A 24,109-nucleotide genomic window follows, 5' to 3' on the forward strand; every position below is an offset into this window, starting at 1 on the left:
CGACCTAACAGCGAGCACGCAACCATGAGCGTCTCCGAACCGTTCATCCGCCGGCCGATCGCCACCTCGCTGCTCGGCATCGCCCTGATGATCGGCGGCGCGCTGGGCTATTGGGCATTGCCGGTCTCGGCGCTGCCGCAGGTCGACTTCCCGACCGTACAGGTGACGACGCAACTGCCGGGCGCGAGCCCCGACGTGGTGGCCTCGCTGATCACGGCGCCGCTGGAGCGGCAGCTCGGGCAGATTCCGTCGCTGTCGTCGATGAACTCGACCAGCTCGTTCGGCGTCAGCCAGATCTCGCTGCAATTCGACCTCAACCGCGATATCGACGGCGCCACTCAGGACGTCCAGGCCGCGATCAATGCCGCCGCCGGCATCCTGCCGAAGACACTGCCGTACCCGCCGGTCTACGCCAAGGTGAATCCGGCGGACGCGCCGGTCATGACCCTGGCGCTGACCTCGGACACGATCTCGCTGCGGGCGATGAGCGATCTTGCCGATACCATCCTCGGACAACGCCTGAGCCAGATTTCCGGCGTCGGCCGGGTCTCGATCCTCGGCGGATTGAAGCCCGCGGTGCGCGTGCAGGCCGACCTGGCGCGGCTTGCGGCCTATGGCATCGCGATGGAGGATCTGCGCAACGCGATCGCCGGCGCCAACGTGTCGGGGCCGAAGGGTTCGCTCGACGGCGCCCAGCAATCCTACACCATCGCCGCCAACGACCAGATCGCCGCCGCCGACGCCTACCGGCCGATCATCATCGCCTATCGCAACGGCTCGCCGGTGACGATCGGCGACGTCGCGCAGATCGTCGACGGGCTCGAGAACGATCGCACCGGCGGCTGGTACCAGGGCACGCCGGCGGTCATCATCGATATCCAGCGCCAGCCCGGCGCCAACGTCATCGACGTCGTCAAGCAGATCCGCGGCGAAATCCCGCGGCTGCAGCGGGCCGTCCCGGCCGGCGTCAAGCTGACCATCGTCTCCGACCGTACCGTGACGATCCGCGCTTCGGTCCACGATGTGCAGTTCACGCTGGTCCTGAGCGTGGTGCTGGTGACGCTGGTGGTGCTGTTGTTCCTCCGGTCGCTGCGCGCGACCCTGATCGCCGGCGTCGCCCTGCCGCTGTCGCTGATCACGAGCTTCGGCGTCATGTATTTCGCCGGCTTCAGCCTCGACAATCTGTCGCTGATGGCGCTGACCATCGGAACCGGTTTCGTGGTCGACGACGCCATCGTGATGATTGAGAACATCGTCCGCCACATGGAAGGCGGCGAGACTGTCATGGAGGCCTCGCTGAAGGGCGCCAGCGAAATCGGATTCACCGTGATCTCGCTGACGGTGTCGCTGATCGCGGTGTTCATTCCGCTGTTGTTCATGTCTGGCCTGGTCGGCCGCATGTTCCGCGAGTTCGCGCTGACCTTGACGATCGCGGTCGTGACCTCCGCGATCGTCTCGCTGACGCTGACGCCGATGATGTGCTCGCGGTTGCTCAAGAACATCCATGAGGAGATGGCGGTCCCGGGCCTTGCCGCGGTCAGCCGCTTCATCGACCGCATGGTGGAGTTCTACCATCGGACGCTGCTTTGGGTGCTGCGGCGGCAGCGCGCGACGCTGCTGGTGACGTTTGCGACCATCGCGCTGACGCTCATCATGTATGTGCTGGCGCCGAAGGGCTTTCTGCCGCTGCAGGACACATCCTCGATCACGGCGGTGACCGAGGCCGGCCCCGACGTCTCGTTTGCCGAGATGCAGCGCCGGCAGAGCGAGGTCTCCGACCTCATCAAGGCCGACCCCGACGTGGTCGGCGTGGTCTCGGTGATCGGCGCCGGCTCGGTCAATCCGACCACCAACGTCGGCCGCCTGGTGATGACGCTGAAGCCGCTCGATCAGCGGCGTGACGGCGTCGTCAAGGTGATCGAGCGGCTGAAGCAGAAGATCGCGACGGTCCCCGGCATGACAGTCTACTTCCAGCCGGTGCAAGACGTGCAGATCTCGACCCAGTCGAGCCGCTCGCAATACCAGTACACGCTGACCGCGACCGATGCCGGCGAGGTCTCGCAATGGTCGCAGAAGCTCGTCGCCGAGATGCGGCGCGATCCGATCTTCCGCGATGTCTCGTCGGAGGCGCAGGATGGCGGTCTGCGTGCGGCGCTCGACATCAATCGCCAGCGCGCCGGCCAACTCGGCGTCAGTCTGCAGGGCGTCACCGACACGTTGAACGACGCCTTCGCGCAGCGGCAGATCTCGACGATCTACGGCCAGGCCAACCAGTACCGCGTGGTGCTCGAGGCGTTGCCGATGTATCAGCGCGATCCCTCGATCCTCGACAAGCTCTATCTGCCCGGTGCGAGCGGGGCGCAGGTGCCGCTGTCGGCGGTCGCGACGCTGGTTCGCACCACGGCGCCGCTCGCGATCTCGCACCAAGCGCAATTCCCGTCGGTCTCGCTCAGCTTCAACCTGGCGCCCGGCGAGGCGCTCGGCGATGCGGTCGAGGCGGTAAAGGCGATCGAGACCCGGATCGGCATGCCCGGCAGCATCGTTGGCATCTATTCCGGCGACGCCGCCGAATTCGCGCGCTCGCTGGCCGGACAGCCCTGGCTGATCCTGGCGGCGATCATCACGATCTACATCGTGCTCGGCGTGCTCTACGAGAGCTACATCCATCCGATCACGATCCTGTCGACGCTGCCCTCGGCCGGCGTCGGCGCCATCCTGGCCTTGATGCTGTGCGGGCAGGACCTCTCGGTGATCGGCCTGATCGGCATCATCCTGCTGATGGGCATCGTCAAGAAGAACGCGATCATGATGATCGACTTCGCACTGGAGGCCGAGCGGCACCAGGGCATGTCGTCCTATGACGCGATCGTGCAGGCCTGCCTGTTGCGGTTCCGGCCGATCATGATGACGACGCTGGCGGCGCTGTTCGGTGCGCTGCCGCTCGCGATCGAAAGCGGCACCGGCGCCGAGCTGCGCTTCCCGCTCGGTATCTCGATCATCGGCGGCCTGCTGCTGAGCCAGCTGCTGACGCTCTACACCACGCCGGTGATCTATCTCGCGCTCGACCGGCTCAACCGCCGGATCGAGCGGGCCGTGCCGGAGGCAGGTCCCAGCGGCCCGCCGATCGCGGGCGCCACCGAGGGCATGCAGTGATCTCGATCTCCGAGCCCTTCATCCGCCGGCCGGTGGGCACCACCTTGCTGGCGATCGGGCTGTTTCTGGTCGGGATCGTCGCCTACGAGTTTCTGCCGGTGTCGTCGGTCCCGAATGTCGACTTCCCGACCATCCGGGTGTCGGCGTCGCGGCCCGGCGCCGATCCCTCGGTGATGGCTGCGACTGTCGCGGCGCCGCTGGAGCGCAAGCTCGGCACCATTTCGGGGGTCGACCAGATCACCTCGACGAGTTCGCTCGGCACCACCAGCATCCAGGTGCAGTTCTCGATCGGCCGCAACATCGACCGCGCCGCGCGCGACGTGCAGGCCGCGATCAATGCCTCGCTCGCCGATCTGCCGAGCGACCTGCCGTCGCTGCCCAGGTTCCGCAAGGCCAATCCGGCCGCGGCACCCGTGTTCGTGCTGGCGCTGACCTCGAAGACGATCTCGACCAGCGCGATGTACGACGTCGCAGATACCGTGCTGGCGCAGCGCATCTCGCAGGTGCCGGGGGTCGGCGAGGTGACCGTCAGCGGCGCCGACCAGCCGGCGGTGCGCATCGCGCTCAATCCGGTGTCGCTGGCCAATGCCGGGATCGCGACCGACGACGTCCGGCTCGCGATCATCAATGCCAATCCGCTGGGCCCGGTCGGCATCTTCAATGGCGACCGGCTGAGCGAGACGCTTTCGATCAACAAGCAGATGCGCACCGCGGCCGAATTCCGCGACATCATCATCAAGAGCTCGAACGGCAATTTCGTCCGCCTCTCGGATGTCGCCGAGGTCGAGGATTCCGTTCGCAACTCGCGCTCAATCGCCTGGTTCAACAAGCAGCCGGCGGTGCTGATCCAGATCACCAAGCAGGGCGACGCCAACGTCATCGATACCGTCGACGGCGTTCGCAGGATGCTGCCGGAACTGAAGCAGTGGATCCCGGCCGGTGTCGAGATCTCGACCCTGGTCGATCGTACCGGAACGATCCGCGCCAGCGTCGAGGACATGCAGTTCACGCTGCTCGCGACCGCCATGCTGGTCATGGTGGTGGTGTTCGTGTTCCTGCGCAGGATCGTACCGACGATCGCAGCCGGCGTCTCGGTGCCGCTGGCGCTGGCCGGCACCTGCGCCGGCATGTGGCTCGCCGGCTTCTCGATCGACAATCTGTCGCTGATGGCGCTCGCGATCTCCGTCGGCTTCGTGGTCGACGACGCCATCGTGATGATCGAGAACATGTACCGCAATCTCGAGCAGGGTATGGCGCCTTATCCGGCCGCGGTCGAAGGCGCCAAGCAGATCGGCTTCACGGTGCTGTCGATCTCGCTGTCGCTGATCGCGGCCTTCACGCCGCTGATCTTCATGGACGGGATCGTCGGCCGCCTGCTGCGCGAGTTCTCGCTGACCCTGACGTTTGCCATCATCGTGTCGACCCTGGTGTCGGTGACGATCACGCCGATGATCTGCGCGCACTACATCAAGGAGGCGACCTCGGATCGTGCCACCTGGTACGATCGCATCATCGAGGGCACGCTGTCGCGCGTCGTGGCGTTCTATGCGTCGACCCTGCGGATCGTGCTCGGCTATCCCTTCCTGACCCTGGTGGTGTTCTTCGCCACCGTCGCGCTGACGGTGGTGCTGTACGTCAAGACGCCGAAGGCCTATTTCCCGACCGACGACAGCGGTTTCGTGATCGGGGCGACCCGCGCTTCCGCCGACATCTCGTTCCAATCGATGCTCGGTCTGCAGCAGCGGCTCGCCGACATCGTGATGGCCGACCCTGCGGTCGCCGGCATCGGCTCGTCGGTCGGCTCCGGCGGCGGCCCGGGCGGCGCGACCTCCAATCGCGGCACCATGTTCATCAGCCTGAAGCCGCCGGAGGAGCGCGGAGGCCTGTCGACCGCGCAGGTGATCGACCGGCTGCGCCGTAACCTGTTCATGGTGCCGGGCATCCGCCTGTTCATGTTCGCCGCCCAGGACATCCGCACCGGCGGCCGGCAGAGCGATTCCGACTACCAGTACACGCTCGCCTCGACCGATCTCGATCTGTTGCAGAAATGGGCGCCGCTCGTCGCCAAGCGCATGGAGACGGTGGAGGGCATCACCGATGTCTCCGCCGACCGCGATCCCGGCGGCTTGCAGCTCAACCTCGTGATCGACCGCAAGATCGCCTCCAGCCTCGGCGTCCGCGTGCAGGACATCGATAACGCGCTCAACAACGCGTTCTCGCAGCGGCAGATCTCGTACATCTACACCCAGCGCAACCAGTACGTGGTGGTGCTGGAGATCGACCCGAAATTCCAGAGCGACCCGTCGAACCTCGAGCGCATCTACGTCGCCGGCGCCAATGACGTGCAGGTGCCGCTCTCGGCGCTCGTGCACTACCAGCGCGGACTGTCGGCGCTCGCGGTCTATCACTCCGGCGGCTTCCCCTCGACCACGGTGTCGTTCAACCTGCTGCCGGACGTGCCGCTGGAGGTCGCGACCACGAACATCCAGCAGGCGGTCGACGAGCTGCATATGCCTGAGGGCATTCGCGGCAGCTTCGACGGCAATGCCGGCGACTTCAACAAGACCAGCGGGCGGCAGCCGCTGCTGATTCTCGGCGCGCTGGTCGCGATGTATATCGTGCTCGGCGTGCTCTATGAGAGCCTGGCGCATCCGATCACGATCATCTCGACCTTGCCGTCGGCCGGGCTCGGCGCCTTGCTGGCGCTGCAGGTCACCAACACGCCGCTGACCGTGATCGCCTTTGTCGGCATCATCCTGTTGATCGGCATCGTCAAGAAGAACGGCATCATGATGGTCGACTTCGCGCTCGAGGCCGAGCGGCATCAGGGCCTGTCGTCGCGGGATGCGATCTTCGAGGCCTGCCGGGCGCGCTTCCGCCCGATCCTGATGACGACCATGGCCGCGCTGTTCGCCGGCATTCCGCTGGTCATTGCAACCGGCCCGGGCACCGAGCTGCGCCGGCCGCTCGGCATCACCATCATCGGCGGCCTGTTCGTGTCGCAGATCCTGACGCTCTACACCACGCCGGTGATCTATCTGCTGATCGACCGGTTGCGCCGGCGCCCGGCGCCGTCGGGCGTGCACGCGCCGGCGGAATAGGTTGGATTGAATGGCTCCGCACGCGTATAGCGGAGCGATGTCCGAACCGACCGAAGCAAAGACCGAACTTGCCACCGAGATCCCGGAGTGTCCGCATTGCGGCAAGCCGATGCCGCTGTGCATCTGCGACAGCGTCACGCCGATCAAAAGCCGGATCCGGCTCCTGATCTTGATCCATCCGCAGGAGCAGGACAGGGCGCTCGGCACCGCGCGACTGTTGGCGCGGCATTTCGAGAACGCCGTGGTGCGGATCGGGCTGTCCTGGCCGAGCCTTGCCAAGGCGCTCGGTCGGCCGGTGTCCGATCCGTCGCGCTGGGCGGTGCTCTATCTCGGTTCGGCCAAGGTCGAGGATCTCGATACCGACGCCGAGATCGTCGCGATCAACCGCAAGGGCGAGCTGGAGCCGCACCAGCGCGCGCTTCTCTCCGACATCGAGGGCATCGTGCTGCTCGACGGCACCTGGAGCCAGGCCAAGGCGCTGTGGTGGCGCAATGCTTGGATGCTGAAGTGCCAGCGGGTGATTCTCGGGCCGAAACGGCCCTCGCTGTACGGCAAGCTGCGCCGGGAACCGCGGCGCGACGGCCTGTCCACCATCGAGGCGGCCGCGATCCTGCTGGCCGGGCTGGAAAAGCGGCCGGATATCGCGGCAGCGTTAACTGATAGTTTCGAGCGAATGCTGGCGAGATTCCGCGAAGTGCAGGCCGAAATGCCGGAATTGGCGCCAAAACCGAAGAAGCGGGACTTCCGGAAGCGCCGACGTTAGCTGTCCGGCTTGGTTGCCTATCGCAGACAGGGCGTATATGAAGTGCGCCGCAAGGGGCCACGTGGCGGAGTGGTTACGCAACGGTCTGCAAAACCGTGTACACCAGTTCAATTCTGGTCGTGGCCTCCACTCATCTCATCAATGGCTTGCAGCCGACAAATGAGAAGCCGCATTAGCTTGCGGCGTACCAGCCTTCAGGAAACGGAATCAGCGGCCACGGCGCCTGGTTGTCATTCGCGGCGCGCGGCGGCGGCTGCATGCGGGGCGACGGTTGGGCCACGAAATCCTCCTGAGCAATAGGCGCGATCGCCGTTCGCACGGCGTCCAGCAGCAGATCAAATTCGACTTCGCTCATCGCGCTCTCCGAGGTTCGAGAGCGCCATGGTCGCAAAACTGTCTTCGGTTCGGATTGAGCGATTCGTTCGAATTTTATGAAAAGAACGATGGCGCCCGCTTTGGTAAATAAATGTCTGATGACCCCTCGGGGAACCTAGGTCGGCAAGGCCGCTCCTCGTGTGAGACAAATCACATCTTGCGAAAAACTCTTCATGGACTTCCCGGCAATATTCATAGCCGTCAAATATCGCAGGAATTTTAGGGAGACGTGACAGTGAAGGCCCGAACGGCGTAGATCGTCTACGCCGGCTGTCTATCGCATCAGTGCCGGGGAAATCCCGACATCGGCGTGGTCGCGGTCATGCCAGCCCGGCGAGGTCTCCCGGCAGCATGGTCTTGAACTGCGTCAGCACCTGCCGTGCTTTCCGCGGCGGCAGCGTGATCGCGTGACGCACGGCGGCTGCGATCAGCGTCATCGTCAGTCCCGAGAAGGTGCTGAGGGTGGCGGCCGGCATCGTGGGCGCAACCCGCCTGACCGCGTCGGACAACAGGCCGGCGAGCACGGCCATGTCGTCCGCATCGAGCTTCTGCAGGGCGCGGTTGGCCTGGGTCGCCTGCCAGATGTCGCGCATGACAGGCTCGCGCATGAACATCTCGTAGTAACTGTCGACGATCCGGCATAGCGCCGGATGCAGGTCGCGCGCGGACGAGACCGCGGCCAGATCGCGCCTGACGCAATCGCGGCCGACCGCGTTATGCCGTTCCGCCAGCGTGCCGATGATCGCGGCCTTGTCGGGGAAATATTGATACAGCGAGCCGAATGCGACGCCGCTGCGTTCGACGATGTCGCTCATGCGGAAGGCCTCGCTGCCTTTCTCCGCCATGATCTCGGTCGCGCAGGCGAGGATGCGTTCGAACCGCTCGCGGCTGCGCTGCTGCGTCGGGGCAAGCCGCGCCAGCCCGGGCAGGGGGGCTTCTGCTGCGGGCGCGGCCTTTCGTCTCGCCATCTGTCTCCTCCGCAATCGGGGTTGACGTCTCAAATACGAGAGTTTATCGCATTTTACAAATACGAGTATCCCTCGCTTTTTGAGGTGGTGCGATGCGCAATATCCTGACCTCGGGCTTGCTGTGGTTTTCCGCGCTCGGCTGCGGCCTGCTTGCCGGGGTCTATTTCGCGTTCTCGGCGTTCGTCATGACCGCGCTCGGCCGCATCGACCAGGCCGCCGGCATCTCGGCGATGAACGCGATCAATGTCGACATCGTGCGCTCGCTGTTCATGCCGGTCTTCCTCGGCACCACGCTGTCTTGCGCCGGGCTGGTCGTGCTCGGCGGGCTGCGATGGCAGGAGCCGGGCGCGCTTGCGATGATCTGCGGCGGCAGCCTCTATGTCGTCGGGATGTTCGTCGTCACGGTCGTTTTCAACGTGCCGCTGAACGATCAGCTTGCGGTCACAGATCCCGTGAGCACCGCGGCCGCGCCGGTCTGGGCGCGCTACCTGACCGACTGGACCATCTGGAACCACGTGCGGACCATCGCCTCGCTTGCGGCGACGGCGCTGTTGATTGCCGCCATCGCTGCGCGATAGGGCGCAACGACGACGATGGCTGCGTCTGGAACATCAAGGTCGACTGGTCCAACCACAATGAATCGGTGCTGTGGAAGAACGTCAATCTCTGCAAGCTCAACGTCCTGAGGCTGCGCTACGACCCCGGCACCAAGACCACCTCGTTCATCGCGGAATGACGTCAGGGGCGGAGCGTGCCCGCGGAAGAATCAGCGGCGCGGCGAAATGGCCGCGCCCGGCGGTGTTTGACGGTGTTTCCTTGCGCCCGCGGCGCCGATAACGGGACAGCCGGGACAGGCCTGCATCACCCTGGAACGCCGGCAAAGCCTTGCGCCGCAGAGGTTTACCGTGCCCCGCTAAAGTTTCGCCGGAGCCCCATTTGGTTCTTTGCAAGGCCGAAAGGCTTTGTTATACGCTGCCCGCTCGCGAACGTTTGGTTCGCCTATTCCTCGGTAGCTCAGCGGTAGAGCATTCGACTGTTAATCGAATGGTCGCTGGTTCGAATCCAGCCCGGGGAGCCAGTTTTGGCCCCATCAAGACCCGTTCAACGCCCATCACAAGCCTGTGGTCCGCTACGGACAGACAAGAAACGTCGTCAAATCGACTCAATAACCGTCAACACTTCGTCCTGCCGGGTCCTGAGAGGTGATTTTGATGGCCATTAACCTGATCGACCTGTCGATGCCGCAGCCGACGCTTGTTCCGAGCGATGCTCCCGACATCAGTGACGATGAGTGTGTCCGCCGGCTCGCGAGGGCCGTCGAGGAGCATGATTCCGAGCATCTCGATGAAGTGGCTCGCCTGATCGGCCGGCTTGCCGTCACGATCGAATAGAGCGCACCACGGCGCGCATTTTTGGAGCGGGTTTTGCACGCCAACGGCGTGTTGCGTTTTGGCGGAGCTTGTTCCAAAAGATGGCCCTGTTCTAGCTTCTCCAGCGGCAATGCCGCGACTTGCAGGATCCCGCCAATGACCGGTTTTTCGACCGCGCGCCAGTACATGGTGGATGGTCAGGTGCGTCCGAGCGACGTGACCGACGATCGTATTCTCGAAGCCATGCTGACCGTGCCGCGCGAGGTGTTCGTGCCGGCCGGCAAGCAGGCGCTGGCCTATCTGGACCTCGATCTCGACGTGACCGAGGGCGGCGCGGCCAGGCGCTGCCTGATCACGCCGGCGCTGCTCGCCCGGATGCTGCAAGCCGCCGAGATCAAGGCAACCGACCGCGTCCTGGTGGTCGGCTGCGCGACCGGCTACGCCGCTGCCATCGTGGCGCGCTTTGCCCGCGAGGTCAGCGCAACCGAGAGCGATCCGGCGCTGGCCGCAAAGGCCTCCGCAGCGTTCGGCCAGCTCGGCATTCAGAACGTGACCGTCAAGACCGCAGCCGCTGCCGACGGTGACGCCGCCGGCGCGCCGTATGACGTCATCGTTCTCAACGGTGCGACCGAGGTTATCCCGACCGGACTGTTCGGCCAGCTCAAGGAGGGGGGCCGGCTGGTCGGGGTGTTCGGCCTGACGCCACCGCCGCGTGCCACGCTCGTGACTCACTCCCACGGGGATTTCGGCCATCGCGAGCTGTTCGACGCCACGGCCCCTGTGCTGCCCGGACTCGAGCGGGTTCCGGCGTTCGTCTTCTGACCGCTACCGCGCTGCGCCAGCTGATAAAATCCCGTTCTGAATCAGAAGTGTGGCCCGTTTGCCCCATGTGAAGAGTTTCCACCGCGTTCCGTTGCGGGGTAGTTCCGTTGCCCTTAGCTGCGGACTAAGGTGAGGCGGGACTCACTTCGTCTGAAGCGACCGCCGGAACTGACTTGCTTGTGGAGACGGCGACTACAATGATTGGATTACCGGGGATGCGTGGGGTGAAGCTTATCACCGCGGCTGCGACTGCCGTCCTTCTGTTGGCGGAGATGGGCCCCGTGCCCGCGCTTGCCGATACTATCGAGGCCGCGCTGGTGCGGTCCTACCAGAACAATCCCCAGCTGAATGCGCAGCGCGCACTGGTGAGGGCAACTGACGAAAACGTTCCCCAGGCGCTCTCAGGCTATCGTCCGAGAGCCGCGCTGACCGTGAGCGGCGGATATCAGTACACCGACCAGCAGCCGACAGGCATCAAGGACGCGATCCACGGCACCCAAAATCCGGCCAGCGCCGGTCTGACGGTGAACCAATCGCTGTACAACGCGCAGACCCCGAACAAGGTGCGCGCGGCCGAAAGCCAGGTATCGTCGGCGCGCGAAGGTCTGCGCGTGCTCGAGCAGACCGTGATCCTGAGCGCCGCCACCATCTACATGGATTATCTGCGCGACGCTGCGATCGTCGAGGTCCAGCGCAGCAACACGCGGGTGCTGGAACAGACGCTGAAGCAGACCCAGGATCGCTTCAACGTAGGTGAGGTGACGCGCACGGACGTTGCGCAATCCGAGGCACAGCTTGCGGCCGGCAAGACCCAGCAGCTCACCGCGGAATCGAACCTGACGACGACGCGGTCGAACTTCCGCCGCATCATCGGCAACGAACCGCAGAATCTCGCGCCCGGCTCGCCGGTCGATCGCTTCCTGCCGACGACGCTTGCGGCCGCCGTCGAGCTCAGCCTGACCCAGAATCCGAACGTCACATCCGCGATGTACGGCGTCGACGTCAACTTCCTGCAGACCAAGGTTGCCGAAGGCGCGCTGCTGCCGACGGTTGGGTTGCAGGCGTCGGTGACCGAAGGCTACCAGCAACAATTGTCGGTGAACCGCAGCTTCAATGCGGCAGCGCAGGTTCAGGTGTCGGTGCCGATCTATCAGGGCGGTGCTGAATACTCGCTGATCCGGCAGTCGAAGGAATCACTGGCGCAGCAGCGTCTGGTCCTGGAACAGACCAGGGATCAGGCGCGCGCCAACGTCGTCACCGCTTGGGGCCAGCTGGTCGCCGGCAAGTCCCAGGTCGCGTCGGCGCAGGCGCAGGTGACCGCGTCCGAAATCGCGCTGAACGGCGTCCGCGAAGAGGCCAAGGCCGGCCAGCGCACCACGCTCGACGTGCTCAACGCGCAGCAAGCGCTGGTCAATGCGCGCAACGCACTCGTCACCGCGCAACACGACCGCGTCGTTGCATCCTACAACGTGCTGAGTGCGATTGGCCGGCTGTCACCGCAGGTGATGGGCCTTTCGACCAACGTCTATGATGCCAGCGTGCACTACCAGCAGGTGCGCGACAATTGGGCCGGCGTGCGCACGCCCGACGGCCGCTAAACACCTTCACGTCAACATCGCTTGTCGCGCCATGTTTGTGGTTCTGAGTTAATCAGGACCACAGACTGGCGCGTTTGCTTGCAATCGATAATTGGCCTGACATACCGTTTTGTCGGGCAGCAAGGCGATTCGCGCCGGCGTTGCGTGATGGCAGGTGCGACGCCACCTGTGATCACGCTGCATTGGGCGACACGAAGCTTGCACAAAGCCTCGGGCGGGCTTGATCTGGGGACAAGTCGGGCGGGAGCAATGAAAATCTCCGCCCGCTTCATCGGAACCGGCGAATCCTCTCGGGCTTGATGTAAAATAAGTTCGATGTGGAGTCGGAGATGACGCAGCCTGCGAAGGTCCAAGAGCCCTCGATGGAGGAGATTCTGGCGTCGATCCGTCGCATCATCGCCGACGACGAGGCGAAGCCGGCCGCGGCCGAGAAACCTTCGGCAGCCGCTGCGCCGCCGCCGAAGGTTGAACCGCCGCCACCAGCAGCCAAGCCCGCGATGAAGAGCCCGCCGCCCGCAGCGCCCCCGGCCGCGAAGCCCACCGCGTCAGCGCCGAAATCACCGCCGCCAGCGCCGGCGCCGGCCAGCAACAATCAGGATGACATCGACTCGCTGCTCGCCAGCCTCGACGAGGCGACACCCGCGTCCGAGATCAGGCCGTCGCCGCAGCCCGAAGCCGACGTATTCGAGCTCACCGACGACATGGCGCTGCCGGAGCCGGCGGCGACGCCGTCGTTCCGCAAGGTCGAACCGCAGGACGACGTCGAGTTCACGGAAGCCCGCACACGGGCGCCGGAGCCCATGCGAGAACCGGTTCGAGAGAGAGAACCGCCGGCAATCGAAACCGCGCCGATGCAGCAGATCATCTCGGGAACCACGATGCGGGCGGTCGAATCCGCCTTCAATTCGCTGGCCAACACCGTGCTGAGCAACAATGCTCGGACGCTGGAGGATCTGGTCAAGGAGATGCTGCGGCCGATGCTGAAGTCCTGGCTGGACGACAATCTGCCGGGGCTGGTCGAGCGGATCGTCAAGGCCGAGATCGAGCGGGTCTCCCGCGGGCGGTAGCTCCTGCCGCAGGGGGCTTGGCAGCCCTCATTCAGCCCCCAAATGCCCCAGAGTTTCGGTTCTGATAGGATCAGACCCGAAACGCCAGTTCCCTGTTTGGACGCGTTTTCTTCACGCGAACCTGCGTCCACTTCGCTCGAAAACGCTCTCAATGCCGTTTTGACGTGCCGGTCCGGTTGACTCGGTGCGTTCTGGCGGCTTTCTACCCTTTCCCCATGGTCCACAGCGCATTGTCATGATCGAGAAAAACTACCAGCCTGCCGATATCGAGCTCCGGATGGCCCAGCTCTGGGAGGAGAGCGGTGCGTTCAAGGCCGGCCGGCCCGAGCGCAAGGACGCCCAGCCTTTCACCATCGTGATCCCGCCGCCGAACGTGACCGGCTCGCTGCACATGGGCCATGCGCTCAACAACACGCTGCAGGACATCCTGTGCCGCTTCGAGCGGATGCGCGGCCGTGACGTGCTGTGGCAGCCCGGCACCGACCATGCCGGCATCGCCACCCAGATGGTGGTCGAGCGCCAGCTGATGGAACGGCAGGAGCCGGGCCGGCGCGACATGGGCCGCGCCAAGTTCCTCGAGCGGGTCTGGCAGTGGAAGGCCGAGAGCGGCGGCACCATCGTCAACCAACTCAAGCGCCTCGGCGCCTCCTGCGACTGGTCGCGCGAGCGCTTCACCATGGACGAGGGCCTGTCGCGCGCCGTCGTCAAGGTGTTCGTCGAGCTGCACCGCCAGGGCCTGATCTACAAGGACAAGCGCCTGGTCAATTGGGACCCGAAGCTGCTCACCGCGATCTCCGATCTCGAAGTGCAGCAGGTCGAGGTCAAGGGCCATCTCTGGTACCTGCGCTATCCGATCGAGGGGCGCAGCTTCAGCCCCGAGGATCCCAAATCGTTCATCGTGGTCGCGACCACGCGTCCGGAGACGATGCTCGGCGATACCGCGGTCGCAGTGCATCCGGACGATGAGCGCTACACCGATCTGGTCGGCCAGCATGTGATCCTGCCGCTGGTCGGCCGCAAGATTCCGATCGTCGCCGACGACTATTCAGATCCGGAGAAGGGCTCGGGCGCGGTCAAGGTGACGCCGGCGCACGACTTCAACGATTTTGAGATCGGCAAGCGTCATGGCCTGCCGCAGATCAGCGTGCTGGACCAGGAAGGCTGCCTGAATCTCACCGGCAACGAGGACTATCTGCGCGGCCTGCCGGCGGGCGCCGACGAATTCGCGGCAGAGTTTCACGGCATCGAGCGCTTCGCCGCGCGCAAGAAGATCGTCGCAAGGCTGGAGGAGTTCGGTTTCCTCGAGCGGATCGAACCCAACACCCACATGGTGCCGCATGGCGACCGCTCCAATGTCGTGATCGAGCCGTACCTCACCGACCAGTGGTATGTCGACGCCAAGACGCTGGCGCAGCCGGCGATGGCGGCGGTGCGCTCGGGCGAGACTACGTTCGTGCCGAAGAACTGGGAAAAGACCTATTTCGAGTGGATGGAGAACATCCAGCCCTGGTGCATCTCGCGCCAGCTCTGGTGGGGCCATCAGATCCCCGCCTGGTACGGGCCCGACGGCAAGGTGTTCGTCGCCGAGACCGAGGAAGAGGCAGTCGGCAACGCGCTCGGCTACTACGTCGAGCAGGAAGTCATCACGCCGGAGCAGGGCCACGACATGGCGGTCGAGCCCGCCAAGCGCGAGGGCTTCATCACGCGCGACGAGGACGTGCTCGACACCTGGTTCTCCTCGGCGCTGTGGCCGTTCTCGACGCTGGGCTGGCCGGACGACACGCCGGAGGTCGCGCGCTACTACCCGACCAACACGCTGGTCACGGGCTTCGACATCATCTTCTTCTGGGTCGCCCGCATGATGATGATGGGCCTTCATTTCATGAAGGAGGCGCCGTTCTCGACCGTCTACATCCACCGTCTCGTCCGTGACGAGAAGGGCGCCAAGATGTCGAAGTCGAAGGGCAACGTCATCGACCCGCTCGGTGTGATCGACGATTTCGGCGCCGACGCGCTGCGCTTCGCGCTGACGCGCGAGGCGGCGCAGGGCCATGACATCCGCCTGTCGCCGCATCTGGTCGAGACCAACCGCAACTTCGCGACGAAGTTCTGGAACGCCTGCCGCTTTGCCGAGATGAACGAGTGCGTGAAGCCGGACGGTTTCGATCCGAAGGGCGCCAAGGAGACGTTGAACCGCTGGATCGCGCACGAAACCTCGCGGGTCACCCGCGAGGTGACCGAGACGATCGAGGATCATCGCTTCAACGATGCGGCCGGCGCGATCTACCGCTTCGTCTGGAACGTGTTCTGCGACTGGTATCTCGAGCTGGCAAAGCCGGTGCTGATGGGTGAGGAGGGAGCGGCCAAGGCCGAGACCCGCGCCATGATCGCCTGGACCCGCGACGAGATTCTCAAGCTGCTGCATCCGTTCATGCCCTTCATCACCGAAGAGCTGTGGGCCGTGACCGCCAAGCGCGACGGCCTCCTGGTGCTGGCGCCCTGGCCCCGCAAGCAGGGCGTGACCGGCGAGCAGCTGGCGGCGATCGCAACCGCAGGTCCGATTGTCGATCCGATCATTCCGCCGGTCATTGCCGCGCTCGACGCGGACGAGTTCAGCGATCCCGCAGCCGAAGCCGAGATCGGCTGGGTGGTCGATCTCGTCACCGCGATGCGGTCGGTGAAGGCGGAAATGAACATCCCGCCGTCGACGCTGACGCCGCTCGTGATCGTGACCACCTCCGACGAGACGCGCGACCGCGCCCAGCGCTGGAACGACACCATCAAGCGCCTCGCGCGATTGTCGGAGATTTCCTTTGCGAACGCCGCGCCTGAAGGCGCCATGCAGCTGCTGGTGCGCGGCGAAGTCGTCGCGCTGCCGCTGAAGGGCGTAATCGATCTTGCTGCCGAGCGGGCGCGGCTGGAGAAGGAGCTCGGCAAGGCCGACGCCGACATCAAACGGGTCGACGCGAAACTCTCCAACGAGAAGTTCGTCGCCAACGCGCCGGAAGACCTCGTCGAGGAAGAGAAGGAAAAGCGCGCGGCAGCAACGGAGCGCCGGGCCAAGATCCTCGAGGCGATCGAGCTGCTGAAGCGGGCATCATAGCGGGCAACGCGGTGACGCTCAGAACCGCTTGCTGAGGAATTTCGATCCCTTCAGCCCGTAGCGCCAGGGCAGGTCGACGGCTTTGGTGATGCCGATCCGCAATCCGGTGACGATGTCGGGCACCTCTAGCCGCGCGTGGAGCGCGATCGGCGGACGGTCGAGTGGCAATTCGCTATGTGCGATGGTGATGCCGAGCGCCTCGCAGAGCTTGCCGGGCCCCGAGCACAAGGCGCGCTCATCCTCCAGCCCGCGCCGCCGGCGCATGGCCGCCAAGCCGTGGGTCGGCTCGAGCGCGCGGATCAGCACGGCGCTGGCCGAGCCCGGCGCCTCGCAGACGAAGTTGACGCACCAATGGATGCCGTAGGAGCGGTAGACATAGGAGAAGCCCGGCGGGCCGAACATGATCTGGTTACGCGGGGTCGGTCCGTTGAAGGAGTGGGCCGCCGGCTCGGTGTGATGGTAGGCCTCGATCTCGGTGATGATGCCGCCGACACCGCCGACCAGGAAGGTCGCGCCGATCAGGTCGGGCGCGACCTCATGAACGCTGCGATCGAAGAAGGCGCGTTTCAGAGCTTTGCCGAGGCGCGGCGCGGTCGCACGGGTCGATCGGGGTTTTTGAGCCATTTTGAGGTGGGAATCGGCGTGGAACAGACCGCAAGACTGCCAATATATGGGCTGATCTGCTAGGGTCGCAGGGCGGGTTGCGAGCCGCGTCAACACCGATTAGCTATGGCCTCTCGCGACTTGCAGGCACAAATGGTCACCATCGTCGACACCATCTCCACCACTCAGCTCCGCCCGCGCCACCCCGAAAAGGTGAACCGGCCGGATGCCGTGTCGCCGCCGAAGCCGGACTGGATCCGGGTCCGCGCGCCGAACACGCGCGGCTATGCCGAAACGCGCCGGATCGTGAAGGAGAACGGCCTCGTCACGGTGTGCGAGGAGGCGGGCTGCCCCAACATCGGCGAATGCTGGGACAAGAAGCACGCCACCTTCATGATCATGGGCGACACCTGCACCCGCGCCTGTGCGTTCTGCAACGTCAAGACCGGCATGCCCGGCGCGCTCGATGCCCATGAGCCCGAATACGTCGCCGAGGCGGTCTCGAAGCTGGGTCTGACCCATGTCGTGATCACATCGGTGGATCGCGACGATCTCGCCGACGGCGGCGCCGAGCATTTTGCGCAGACCATCCGCGCGATCCGCGCGCGCTGCCCGACCACCACGATCGAGATCCTGACACCGGACTTCCTGCGCAAGGACGGGGCGCTCGAACGCGTGGTGGCGGCGAAGCCCGACGTCTTCAACCACAATCTGGAAACCGTGCCGTCGCGCTATCTGACGGTCCGTCCCGGCGCGCGCTATTTCCATTCGATCCGGCTGCTGCAGCGGGTCAAGGAGATGGACCCGACCATCTTCACCAAGTCGGGCATCATGGTCGGCCTCGGCGAGGAGCGGCACGAGGTGCAGCAGGTGATGGACGATCTGCGCTCGGCCGAAGTCGACTTCCTGACCATCGGCCAGTATTTGCAGCCGTCGCGCAAGCATCACGCCGTGATGCGCTACGTGACGCCGGACGAATTCGCGGGCTACGAGCGTGTCGCCTATACCAAGGGTTTTCTGATGGTGTCGGCGAGTCCGCTGACGCGCTCGTCGCATCATGCCGGCGAGGATTTTGCGAAGCTGCAGGCGGCGCGCACGGCTCGCGGCCGCTAGATTTTGTAAACGGCAGGAGGCCGGCGCCGCCACGCGCCGTTGCCTGATCGAGCCTCGACCGAACCTTGACCGAATCTTGGACGGGACCAATGCAACGCGTGCTGGTGATGGGATCGTCGGGGTCCGGCAAGTCGACCTTTGCGCGACGGCTGTCCGCCATGACGGGCATCCCGACCGTGTCGATCGACGCGTTGTTCTGGAAGCCGGGCTGGGTCGAGTCCGACAAGGATGAATTCGAGCGCCGCATGATCGAGGTCACGCAAGCGCCGCGCTGGATCATGGATGGGAACTACATGAGGAGCGGTGCAGGCGAACTGCGCCGGAAGCTCTCCGATACGATCATCTGGTTCGATCTGCCACGGCTGACCTGCATGCTCGGAATCCTGGGGCGGATCGCCGGCAGCTATGGCCAGGTTCGCCCTGAGATGGCGGAAGGTTGCCCGGAGAAGATCGATCTCGAATTCTTCCGCTATGTCTGGACCTATCGTCAGCAGCAGCGGCCGAAGCTGATCGAATATTTTTCGGGCTTGCGCGCCGATCAATCGCTGGTCTGCTTCACCGATCGAGCCCAGGCGGACGACTATCTGAAGCGTCTCGCGCGCCAGCAAAACCGTGCGAGTATCCACTGATGCCACGATTCTCAAGCAAGCGGCGGGTCCGCCACACCGCACCTCAAATGTTCGATTTGGTCGCCGACGTCGAGCGCTATCCGGAATTCGTCCCGCTGTGCCAGGCGCTCAAGGTCCGCCAGCGGACGCCCAAGGACGACGGCACCGAGGTCGTGGTCGCCGACATGACGGTCTCGTTCAAGCTGGTGCGGGAAACCTTCACCAGCAGAGTGACGCTCGACCGGCCCAACCTGAAGATCCTGGTCGAATATCTGCGCGGCCCGTTCAGCAATCTGGAGAACCGCTGGAGTTTTGAGCCGAAGTCGGACACCGAATGCGATGTCGGCTTCTTCCTGAACTACGAATTCAAAAGCCGGATGCTGGCGATGCTGATGGGCTCGATGTTCGACGCCGCATTCTCGCGCTTTGCCGCCGCGTTCGAGAAGCGCGCCGACCAAGTCTACGGCAAGCCGGCCTAGCCAACGTCTCCGTCATTGCGAGGAGCTCGCGACAAAATTGCAGAGCAATTTTGCGCGGAAGCGACGAAGCAATCCATGCCGTCGCAGGTGATGAAATGGATTGCTTCGCGGAGCCTGTCATCGGGCGCGCGTTCGCGCGACCCGTTGGCTCGCAATGAAGGAAAGGATGGTTGTTCTTTACGGGCAGGAACGCCGCACGCCGCCGGACGCGATGTAGGTCCCCGAAGCCGGGTCGTAGGTGCGGAAACGCTGGGAGCAGTAGGCGTCGTTGTTGGCTTTGGCCTGGCTCGCCGCGATGGCGCCGCCGATGATCGCGCCGGCTGCAAGCCCGCCGATGATCGCCGCGCCGTTTCCACCGCCGCCATGGCGATAACCGTAGTAGCCGCCGCGGTAGCCGTGACGCGGGCCGCCATGCCAGTGACGATACTGCACGTGCTCGACGGAGGTCGGCCGGTCCTGCAACCGCGCGGGCGCGAGCGGTGCGGCAAACGAGGGGGCAATAGTCGACAGCGTCATGGCGCCAGAGGTGATTGCGGCCACGACCAAAGTTCCCAACTTCATCATTTTCTCCTTGTTGTGGGATTTTGCTGTTTGCACAAACAATTCAAACAGCAGAGTTGGAACAATAGAAAACGGCGAGGCGACGTCGCAGTTCCACCTGAGATAGGCGGCACTGGGTCGCAGTTGACTTGAGGGGTGTGTGAGGTTGGCCTTCGCGCGACTCGCCTTGCGCAGGCCTATCCGCGTGGCGGCCGCCGGCGCTTCGCGGCGTGGCTTCGCGGCGACCGGGCCACGCGCGGCCGCAATCGGCTGGCAGCCTCGCGCCGCGGCTTTGCGGCCTGCGGCGGCCGCGCGAGCTCCATCAGCATGCGGAGCGCCTCGACCACCGAGCGCTGCCGCACCGTGCTGCGGCCGATCGCGCCAAATCGTTGCTCCCGATGAACGATGCGGCCGTCGCGCGCGGCGACGGCGAAGTGCACCAGGCCGACCGGCTTGCCCGGCGTCGCGCCGCCAGGGCCCGCGATCCCGGTGATCGAGACCGCAAGGTCGACGCCGGCCTTTTCCAGTGCGCCGATCGCCATCGCGGTCGCGGTTTCCTTGCTGACCGCGCCGAACGTCTCCAGCGTTGCCGCCTTGACGCCGAGCATCGCCCGCTTGGCCTCGTTCGAATAGGTGACGAAGCCGCGGTCGATCACGTCGGAAGAGCCGGGGATATCGGTGAGCGCGCCCGCGACCAGGCCGCCGGTACAGGATTCGGCGGTCGCGATGGTCAGCTTGCGCATCCGGCACAGGTCGAGCAGCGCGCGGGAGAGGGCACGAGCGTCGCTGCCGCCCATGTCAGGCACCCCAGCCTTTTTCATCCCAGGGCAAACGGACCGTGGCGCTTGCGGTTGCCGCGATGCCTTCCTCGCGGCCGGTGAAGCCGAGCCGCTCGCTGGTGGTGGCCTTGACCGCCACGCGCGAGATGTGGACGCCGGAGATCTCCGCGATCTTCGCCCGCATGGTGTCGCGCAGCGGCCCGATCTTCGGCCGCTCGCAGATCAGCGTCACCTCGAGATTGGCGATCCGGCCACCGCGCGCGGTGACGCGCTCGACGGCGTATTTCAGGAACTGGTCGGAGGAGGCGCCCTTCCACTTGGCGTCGCTCGGCGGGAAGTGCGAACCGATGTCGCCATCGGCCAGCGCGCCGAGGATCGCGTCGACCAGCGCATGCAGCCCGACATCGCCGTCGGAATGGGCCAGGAAGCCTTTGGTATGCGGCACGCGCACGCCGCAGATCATGACATGGTCGCCGTCGCCAAAGGCGTGCACGTCGTAGCCGGTGCCGGTCCTGATGTCGCCGAGCTGGCTTGCGAGCCGCGCTTCCTCGCGCACGAAATCTTCGGGGGTGGTGAGTTTCATGTTGGCAGCATCGCCTTCAAACGTCGCAACGGTCAATCCCGCCCATTCAGCAAGCGCGGCATCGTCGGTGAAATCGCTGCGGCCCTCGCGCGCGGCACGACGATGCGCCTCCAATATTACGTCGAAACGAAATGCCTGTGGCGTCTGCGCGATCCGCAAGCGAGCACGCTCCGGCGTCGCCTCGACATCGCCGGTATCGCCGGTGAGCTTGATCGTGTCGGTGACGGGAATGACGGGGATCGCAGCACCGGTCCGGCCGGCCGCGGCGATCGCGCGCGAGATCACGGCCGCGGTGACGAAGGGGCGCGCGGCATCGTGGATCAAGACGATGTCGGGCTTCTCGCCGGCGAGCGCCTCGAGCCCGGCATGGACTGAGGCCTGCCGGGTCGCGCCGCCCGGCGTCGGCGGTTGATGGCGGAGGCCAGCCACCGCTTCGTCGAACAGCGCGGCATCATCGGGATTGACCACCGGCTGCACCGCAAACACGTCGGGGTGTCCGGAGAACGCCTCCATGGCGCGGTAGATCACCGTCTGTCCGCCGATCGTCCGGTACTGCTTTGGTCCGCCTGTGCCGGCGCGCAGTCCACGGCCGGCTGCGACAAGGATGGCTGCGGTACGCTCAGGCTTCGACATATTGAACCAGTGACAGACGAATCGGGGATGAGGGGAGCGGCGGGGGACCGCCGCGCACAGCCCTTAGCATGACCGCTGCGCAAAAACAGAGCGTTTGCGATGACTGTGGGAAAAGCGGATTTTGTTGCAGTGCACCTGCACTGATGGTAGGAATGTCTAAACCGTAGGCATGAGCCTTGACTGCACAAGAATTGTGCGCAGAATAGACGGCGTCAGCTGCAATGGCGTGGCTGACAGAACGACGAGACGGCTGTGACCGGCGTGCAAAGTACTCCTCGTAACCCATTGAAGATAGGCGACATTGCTGTCGCCAACCGGGTTCTCCTCGCGCCCATGTCCGGCATCACCGACGCGCCCTTCCGGCGACTCGCCGCCAGTTTGGGCGCCGGGCTGGTGGTCTCCGAGATGACCGCCAGCGACGATCTGGTGAACGGCAAACCGACGTCGAAGCTGCGTTGTGAGGCAGCCGGGATCGGGCCGCATGTGGTTCAGCTCGCCGGCTGCGAGACCCATTGGATGGCGGAGGGCGCGCGGATCGCCGAGGGCGCCGGCGCCGACATCATCGATATCAATATGGGCTGCCCGGCGCGCCACGTGACCGGCGGCCAGTCAGGCTCGGCCCTGATGCGCGACCTCGACCACGCGGTGACGCTGATCGAGGCGACGCTGTCGGCGGTCAAGGTGCCGGTGACCCTGAAGATGCGGCTCGGCTGGGACGATCGCTCGCTCAATGCGCCCGAACTCGCGCGCCGCGCCGAGGCATCTGGCGTGCAGATGATCACCGTGCATGGCCGCACGCGCTGCCAGTTCTACAAGGGCGAGGCCAACTGGAACGCGGTGCGCGCGGTCAAGGACGCCGTCACGATCCCGGTCGTGGTCAATGGCGACATCACCTCGTTCGACAAGGCTCTCGGCGCGCTGGAGATGTCGGGCGCCGACGCCGTCATGATCGGCCGCGGCGCGCAGGGCCAGCCCTGGCTGCCCGGCCAGATCGGTCGCCGGCTCGAGACCGGCGTCGCCGAGGCTGCGCCGTCGCTCGCCGAGCAGCTCAAGCATGTTCGCGCGCTCTATGACGAGGTCTGCAGCCACTATGGCCTGCGCATCGGACTCAGGCATGCGCGCAAGCATCTCGGCTGGGCGCTGGAGACTGCTGCGACCTATAGCTGCGCGCCGGCGGCAACGTTGAAGACCTGGCGGCAGGCGATCCTGACCTCGGAGCAGCCGTCCAGCGTGCATCGCGCGCTCGAGGACGCCTATGACGACTTTGCCTGGAGTGCTGCCGCATGACGTCAGCCATGGAATTTCGCCGGCCCGTGCCCACCGACGGCGAGGCCATCCTCAACGCGCTGCCCAATCCGGTGCTGCTGGTCGCACCCGACGGACGGATCGTCGATGCCAACATCGCCGCCGAATCCTTCTTCGAGATCTCGACGCAGTTCTTGCGCCGGCAGTCGCTGAAGGAACTGGTGCCGTTCGGCAGTCCGCTGCTCGCGCTGATCGAGCAGGTGCGGGCGAGCGGCTCGCCGGTCAATGAATACAAGGTCGATCTCGGCACGCCACGGATCGGCGGCGATCGTCAGGTCGACCTGCACGTCGCGCCGCTGACCGAGCGGCCCGGACATATCGTGGTGATGCTGCAGGAGCGCACCATCGCCGACAAGATGGACCGCCAGCTCACCCATCGCAGCGCGGCGCGCTCAGTGATCGCGCTGGCCGCGATGCTCGCCCATGAGATCAAGAATCCGCTGTCCGGCATCCGCGGCGCCGCGCAGTTGCTGGAGCAGCAGGCATCCTCCGAGGACCGGCTGTTGACGCGGCTGATCTGCGACGAGGCAGACCGCATCGTGACGCTGGTCGACCGCATGGAAGTGTTCGGCGACGACCGTCCGGTGGCGCGTGGCCCGGTCAACATCCATTCCGTGCTCGACCATGTGAAGCGCCTCGCGCAGTCCGGCTTCGCGCGCAACGTCCGCTTCATCGAGGACTATGATCCGTCGCTGCCGCCGGTGCTGGCCAACCAGGACCAGCTGATCCAGGTGTTCCTCAACCTGGTGAAGAACGCGGCTGAAGCGGTTGCCGATCTCGGTACCGATGCGGAGATCCACCTCACCACGGCGTTCCGGCCCGGCGTGCGGCTGTCGGTGCCAGGCAAGAAATCGCGGGTCTCGCTGCCGCTGGAATTCTGCGTCAAGGACAACGGCAGTGGCGTGCCGGAAGACCTGTTGCCGAACCTGTTCGATCCCTTCGTCACCACCAAGCAGACCGGCAGCGGGCTCGGCCTCGCGCTGGTCGCCAAGATCGTCGGCGATCACGGCGGCATCATCGAATGCGAGTCGCAGCCGCGCAAGACCATCTTCCGCGTGCTGATGCCGATGTACAGCGCCGCCAAGCAACACGACCATAGCAACCGCGATGACGTTCCGGGTACGTCCTCGCCTGCCTCACGATGAG

The 24,109-nt window shown here is 65.2% G+C and carries 20 protein-coding genes and 2 tRNA genes; 16 read left to right on the forward strand and 6 right to left on the reverse strand.

All coding sequences use genetic code 11. From position 1 onward, the window contains the following. The first annotated feature begins 24 nt into the window (after positions 1-24). From AAFG07_RS21445 to AAFG07_RS21460, 4 genes are all read left to right on the forward strand, one after another. On the forward strand, positions 25-3,153 hold the full coding sequence (locus AAFG07_RS21445) for an efflux RND transporter permease subunit (protein WP_342728968.1): 3,129 nt from the start codon (positions 25-27) through the stop codon (positions 3,151-3,153). Beyond that, positions 3,150-6,254, forward strand: coding sequence for an efflux RND transporter permease subunit (locus tag AAFG07_RS21450; protein WP_342728969.1), 3,105 nt, complete (start codon positions 3,150-3,152; stop codon positions 6,252-6,254). The genes AAFG07_RS21445 and AAFG07_RS21450 overlap by 4 nt, the downstream gene beginning before the upstream one ends. Before the next feature lie 37 nt (positions 6,255-6,291). Next, the gene (locus tag AAFG07_RS21455) at positions 6,292-7,017 is read left to right on the forward strand and encodes a tRNA-uridine aminocarboxypropyltransferase (protein WP_342728970.1); all 726 of its coding nucleotides are present in this window, start codon (positions 6,292-6,294) and stop codon (positions 7,015-7,017) included. Positions 7,018-7,072: 55 nt separating this feature from the next. Next, positions 7,073-7,146: transfer RNA gene (locus AAFG07_RS21460), tRNA-Cys, on the forward strand. Positions 7,147-7,189: 43 nt separating this feature from the next. On the opposite strand, the gene AAFG07_RS21465 is transcribed toward AAFG07_RS21460, so the two are convergent. Both AAFG07_RS21465 and AAFG07_RS21470 read right to left on the reverse strand, forming a co-directional pair. Beyond that, a complete protein-coding gene (locus AAFG07_RS21465; RefSeq protein ID WP_342728971.1) occupies positions 7,190-7,372 on the reverse strand; it encodes a hypothetical protein in 183 nt (60 codons plus the stop codon). 340 nt (positions 7,373-7,712) lie between these two features. Beyond that, positions 7,713-8,360, reverse strand: a complete 648-nt coding sequence (locus AAFG07_RS21470) for a TetR family transcriptional regulator (protein ID WP_342728972.1) — start codon at positions 8,358-8,360, stop codon at positions 7,713-7,715. 92 nt (positions 8,361-8,452) lie between these two features. Between AAFG07_RS21470 and AAFG07_RS21475 the strand changes: the two genes are divergently transcribed. The 7 genes from AAFG07_RS21475 (at position 8,453) to AAFG07_RS21505 (ending at position 16,320) form a co-directional block, all read left to right on the forward strand. Then, positions 8,453-8,938 carry an anthrone oxygenase family protein gene (locus AAFG07_RS21475; protein WP_342728973.1) on the forward strand — a complete coding sequence of 162 codons (486 nt, stop codon included), beginning with the start codon at positions 8,453-8,455 and terminating at the stop codon, positions 8,936-8,938. Between the two features lie 425 nt (positions 8,939-9,363). Next, positions 9,364-9,438 (forward strand) — tRNA-Asn (locus AAFG07_RS21480). Positions 9,439-9,571: 133 nt separating this feature from the next. Further along, positions 9,572-9,751, forward strand: a complete 180-nt coding sequence (locus AAFG07_RS21485) for a hypothetical protein (RefSeq protein ID WP_050404540.1) — start codon at positions 9,572-9,574, stop codon at positions 9,749-9,751. Between the two features lie 135 nt (positions 9,752-9,886). Continuing rightward, positions 9,887-10,552 (forward strand): protein-L-isoaspartate O-methyltransferase, encoded by a 666-nt coding sequence (locus AAFG07_RS21490; protein WP_342728974.1) that lies wholly within the window; start codon positions 9,887-9,889, stop codon positions 10,550-10,552. A 215-nt stretch (positions 10,553-10,767) separates the two neighbouring features. Then, entirely contained in the window at positions 10,768-12,150 is a 1,383-nt protein-coding gene (locus AAFG07_RS21495; RefSeq protein ID WP_342728975.1) for a TolC family outer membrane protein, read from the forward strand. A gap of 329 nt (positions 12,151-12,479) precedes the next feature. Next, positions 12,480-13,217 carry a DUF2497 domain-containing protein gene (locus tag AAFG07_RS21500; RefSeq protein WP_342728977.1) on the forward strand — a complete coding sequence of 246 codons (738 nt, stop codon included), beginning with the start codon at positions 12,480-12,482 and terminating at the stop codon, positions 13,215-13,217. A gap of 235 nt (positions 13,218-13,452) precedes the next feature. Next, positions 13,453-16,320, forward strand: coding sequence for a valine--tRNA ligase (locus AAFG07_RS21505; RefSeq protein ID WP_342728979.1), 2,868 nt, complete (start codon positions 13,453-13,455; stop codon positions 16,318-16,320). 18 nt (positions 16,321-16,338) lie between these two features. Here the strand turns inward: AAFG07_RS21505 and AAFG07_RS21510 are convergent, their stop codons facing one another. Continuing rightward, positions 16,339-16,944, reverse strand: coding sequence for a DNA-3-methyladenine glycosylase (locus tag AAFG07_RS21510; protein WP_342728980.1), 606 nt, complete (start codon positions 16,942-16,944; stop codon positions 16,339-16,341). Positions 16,945-17,076: 132 nt separating this feature from the next. On the opposite strand from AAFG07_RS21510, the gene lipA reads away from it, so the two are divergent. The 3 genes from lipA to AAFG07_RS21525 all read left to right on the forward strand — a co-directional run bounded on the left by lipA (position 17,077) and on the right by AAFG07_RS21525 (position 19,123). Next, the gene (gene lipA / locus AAFG07_RS21515; protein WP_342728982.1) at positions 17,077-18,036 is read left to right on the forward strand and encodes a lipoyl synthase; all 960 of its coding nucleotides are present in this window, start codon (positions 17,077-17,079) and stop codon (positions 18,034-18,036) included. Positions 18,037-18,125: 89 nt separating this feature from the next. Beyond that, positions 18,126-18,665, forward strand: coding sequence for a DNA topology modulation protein (locus tag AAFG07_RS21520; protein ID WP_342728984.1), 540 nt, complete (start codon positions 18,126-18,128; stop codon positions 18,663-18,665). After that, the gene (locus AAFG07_RS21525) at positions 18,665-19,123 is read left to right on the forward strand and encodes an SRPBCC family protein (protein ID WP_342728985.1); all 459 of its coding nucleotides are present in this window, start codon (positions 18,665-18,667) and stop codon (positions 19,121-19,123) included. Before AAFG07_RS21520 ends, AAFG07_RS21525 begins: the two co-directional genes overlap by 1 nt. 177 nt (positions 19,124-19,300) lie before the next feature. Here AAFG07_RS21525 and AAFG07_RS21530 read toward each other — a convergent pair whose 3' ends face one another. From AAFG07_RS21530 to AAFG07_RS21540, 3 genes are all read right to left on the reverse strand, one after another. Further along, complete coding sequence (locus tag AAFG07_RS21530; RefSeq protein ID WP_342728986.1) at positions 19,301-19,687, reverse strand: BA14K family protein; 387 nt, start codon at positions 19,685-19,687, stop codon at positions 19,301-19,303. A 173-nt stretch (positions 19,688-19,860) separates the two neighbouring features. After that, positions 19,861-20,460 carry a CinA family protein gene (locus AAFG07_RS21535; protein ID WP_342728987.1) on the reverse strand — a complete coding sequence of 200 codons (600 nt, stop codon included), beginning with the start codon at positions 20,458-20,460 and terminating at the stop codon, positions 19,861-19,863. 1 nt (position 20,461) lies between these two features. Then, on the reverse strand, positions 20,462-21,658 hold the full coding sequence (locus tag AAFG07_RS21540) for a bifunctional 2-C-methyl-D-erythritol 4-phosphate cytidylyltransferase/2-C-methyl-D-erythritol 2,4-cyclodiphosphate synthase (protein ID WP_342728988.1): 1,197 nt from the start codon (positions 21,656-21,658) through the stop codon (positions 20,462-20,464). Between the two features lie 285 nt (positions 21,659-21,943). Here AAFG07_RS21540 and dusB point away from each other — a divergent pair, with 285 nt between their 5' ends. Together dusB and AAFG07_RS21550 are read left to right on the forward strand one after the other, a co-directional pair. Beyond that, on the forward strand, positions 21,944-22,945 hold the full coding sequence (dusB, locus tag AAFG07_RS21545) for a tRNA dihydrouridine synthase DusB (protein ID WP_342728989.1): 1,002 nt from the start codon (positions 21,944-21,946) through the stop codon (positions 22,943-22,945). After that, positions 22,942-24,108: a nitrogen regulation protein NR(II) gene (locus tag AAFG07_RS21550; protein WP_342728990.1), complete on the forward strand. Its 1,167-nt coding sequence runs from the start codon at positions 22,942-22,944 to the stop codon at positions 24,106-24,108. The genes dusB and AAFG07_RS21550 overlap by 4 nt, the downstream gene beginning before the upstream one ends. The last annotated feature ends 1 nt before the right edge of the window (position 24,109 follow it).

This window comes from Bradyrhizobium sp. B097 (genome assembly GCF_038957035.1).
GTDB lineage: Bacteria > Pseudomonadota > Alphaproteobacteria > Rhizobiales > Xanthobacteraceae > Bradyrhizobium.

What these genes read in the sequence shown, in the direction of transcription:
- AAFG07_RS21445 (WP_342728968.1), top strand. Translation starts at nt 25, where the DNA reads ATGAGCGTCTCCGAACCGTTCATCCGCCGGCCGATCGCCACCTCGCTG.
- AAFG07_RS21455 (WP_342728970.1), top strand. Translation starts at nt 6,292, where the DNA reads ATGTCCGAACCGACCGAAGCAAAGACCGAACTTGCCACCGAGATCCCG.
- AAFG07_RS21465 (WP_342728971.1), bottom strand. Translation starts at nt 7,372, where the DNA reads ATGAGCGAAGTCGAATTTGATCTGCTGCTGGACGCCGTGCGAACGGCG.
- AAFG07_RS21470 (WP_342728972.1), bottom strand. Translation starts at nt 8,360, where the DNA reads ATGGCGAGACGAAAGGCCGCGCCCGCAGCAGAAGCCCCCCTGCCCGGG.
- AAFG07_RS21475 (WP_342728973.1), top strand. Translation starts at nt 8,453, where the DNA reads ATGCGCAATATCCTGACCTCGGGCTTGCTGTGGTTTTCCGCGCTCGGC.
- AAFG07_RS21485 (WP_050404540.1), top strand. Translation starts at nt 9,572, where the DNA reads ATGGCCATTAACCTGATCGACCTGTCGATGCCGCAGCCGACGCTTGTT.
- AAFG07_RS21490 (WP_342728974.1), top strand. Translation starts at nt 9,887, where the DNA reads ATGACCGGTTTTTCGACCGCGCGCCAGTACATGGTGGATGGTCAGGTG.
- AAFG07_RS21495 (WP_342728975.1), top strand. Translation starts at nt 10,768, where the DNA reads ATGCGTGGGGTGAAGCTTATCACCGCGGCTGCGACTGCCGTCCTTCTG.
- AAFG07_RS21500 (WP_342728977.1), top strand. Translation starts at nt 12,480, where the DNA reads ATGACGCAGCCTGCGAAGGTCCAAGAGCCCTCGATGGAGGAGATTCTG.
- AAFG07_RS21505 (WP_342728979.1), top strand. Translation starts at nt 13,453, where the DNA reads ATGATCGAGAAAAACTACCAGCCTGCCGATATCGAGCTCCGGATGGCC.
- AAFG07_RS21510 (WP_342728980.1), bottom strand. Translation starts at nt 16,944, where the DNA reads ATGGCTCAAAAACCCCGATCGACCCGTGCGACCGCGCCGCGCCTCGGC.
- lipA (WP_342728982.1), top strand. Translation starts at nt 17,077, where the DNA reads ATGGTCACCATCGTCGACACCATCTCCACCACTCAGCTCCGCCCGCGC.
- AAFG07_RS21520 (WP_342728984.1), top strand. Translation starts at nt 18,126, where the DNA reads ATGCAACGCGTGCTGGTGATGGGATCGTCGGGGTCCGGCAAGTCGACC.
- AAFG07_RS21525 (WP_342728985.1), top strand. Translation starts at nt 18,665, where the DNA reads ATGCCACGATTCTCAAGCAAGCGGCGGGTCCGCCACACCGCACCTCAA.
- AAFG07_RS21530 (WP_342728986.1), bottom strand. Translation starts at nt 19,687, where the DNA reads ATGATGAAGTTGGGAACTTTGGTCGTGGCCGCAATCACCTCTGGCGCC.
- AAFG07_RS21535 (WP_342728987.1), bottom strand. Translation starts at nt 20,460, where the DNA reads ATGGGCGGCAGCGACGCTCGTGCCCTCTCCCGCGCGCTGCTCGACCTG.
- AAFG07_RS21540 (WP_342728988.1), bottom strand. Translation starts at nt 21,658, where the DNA reads ATGTCGAAGCCTGAGCGTACCGCAGCCATCCTTGTCGCAGCCGGCCGT.
- AAFG07_RS21550 (WP_342728990.1), top strand. Translation starts at nt 22,942, where the DNA reads ATGACGTCAGCCATGGAATTTCGCCGGCCCGTGCCCACCGACGGCGAG.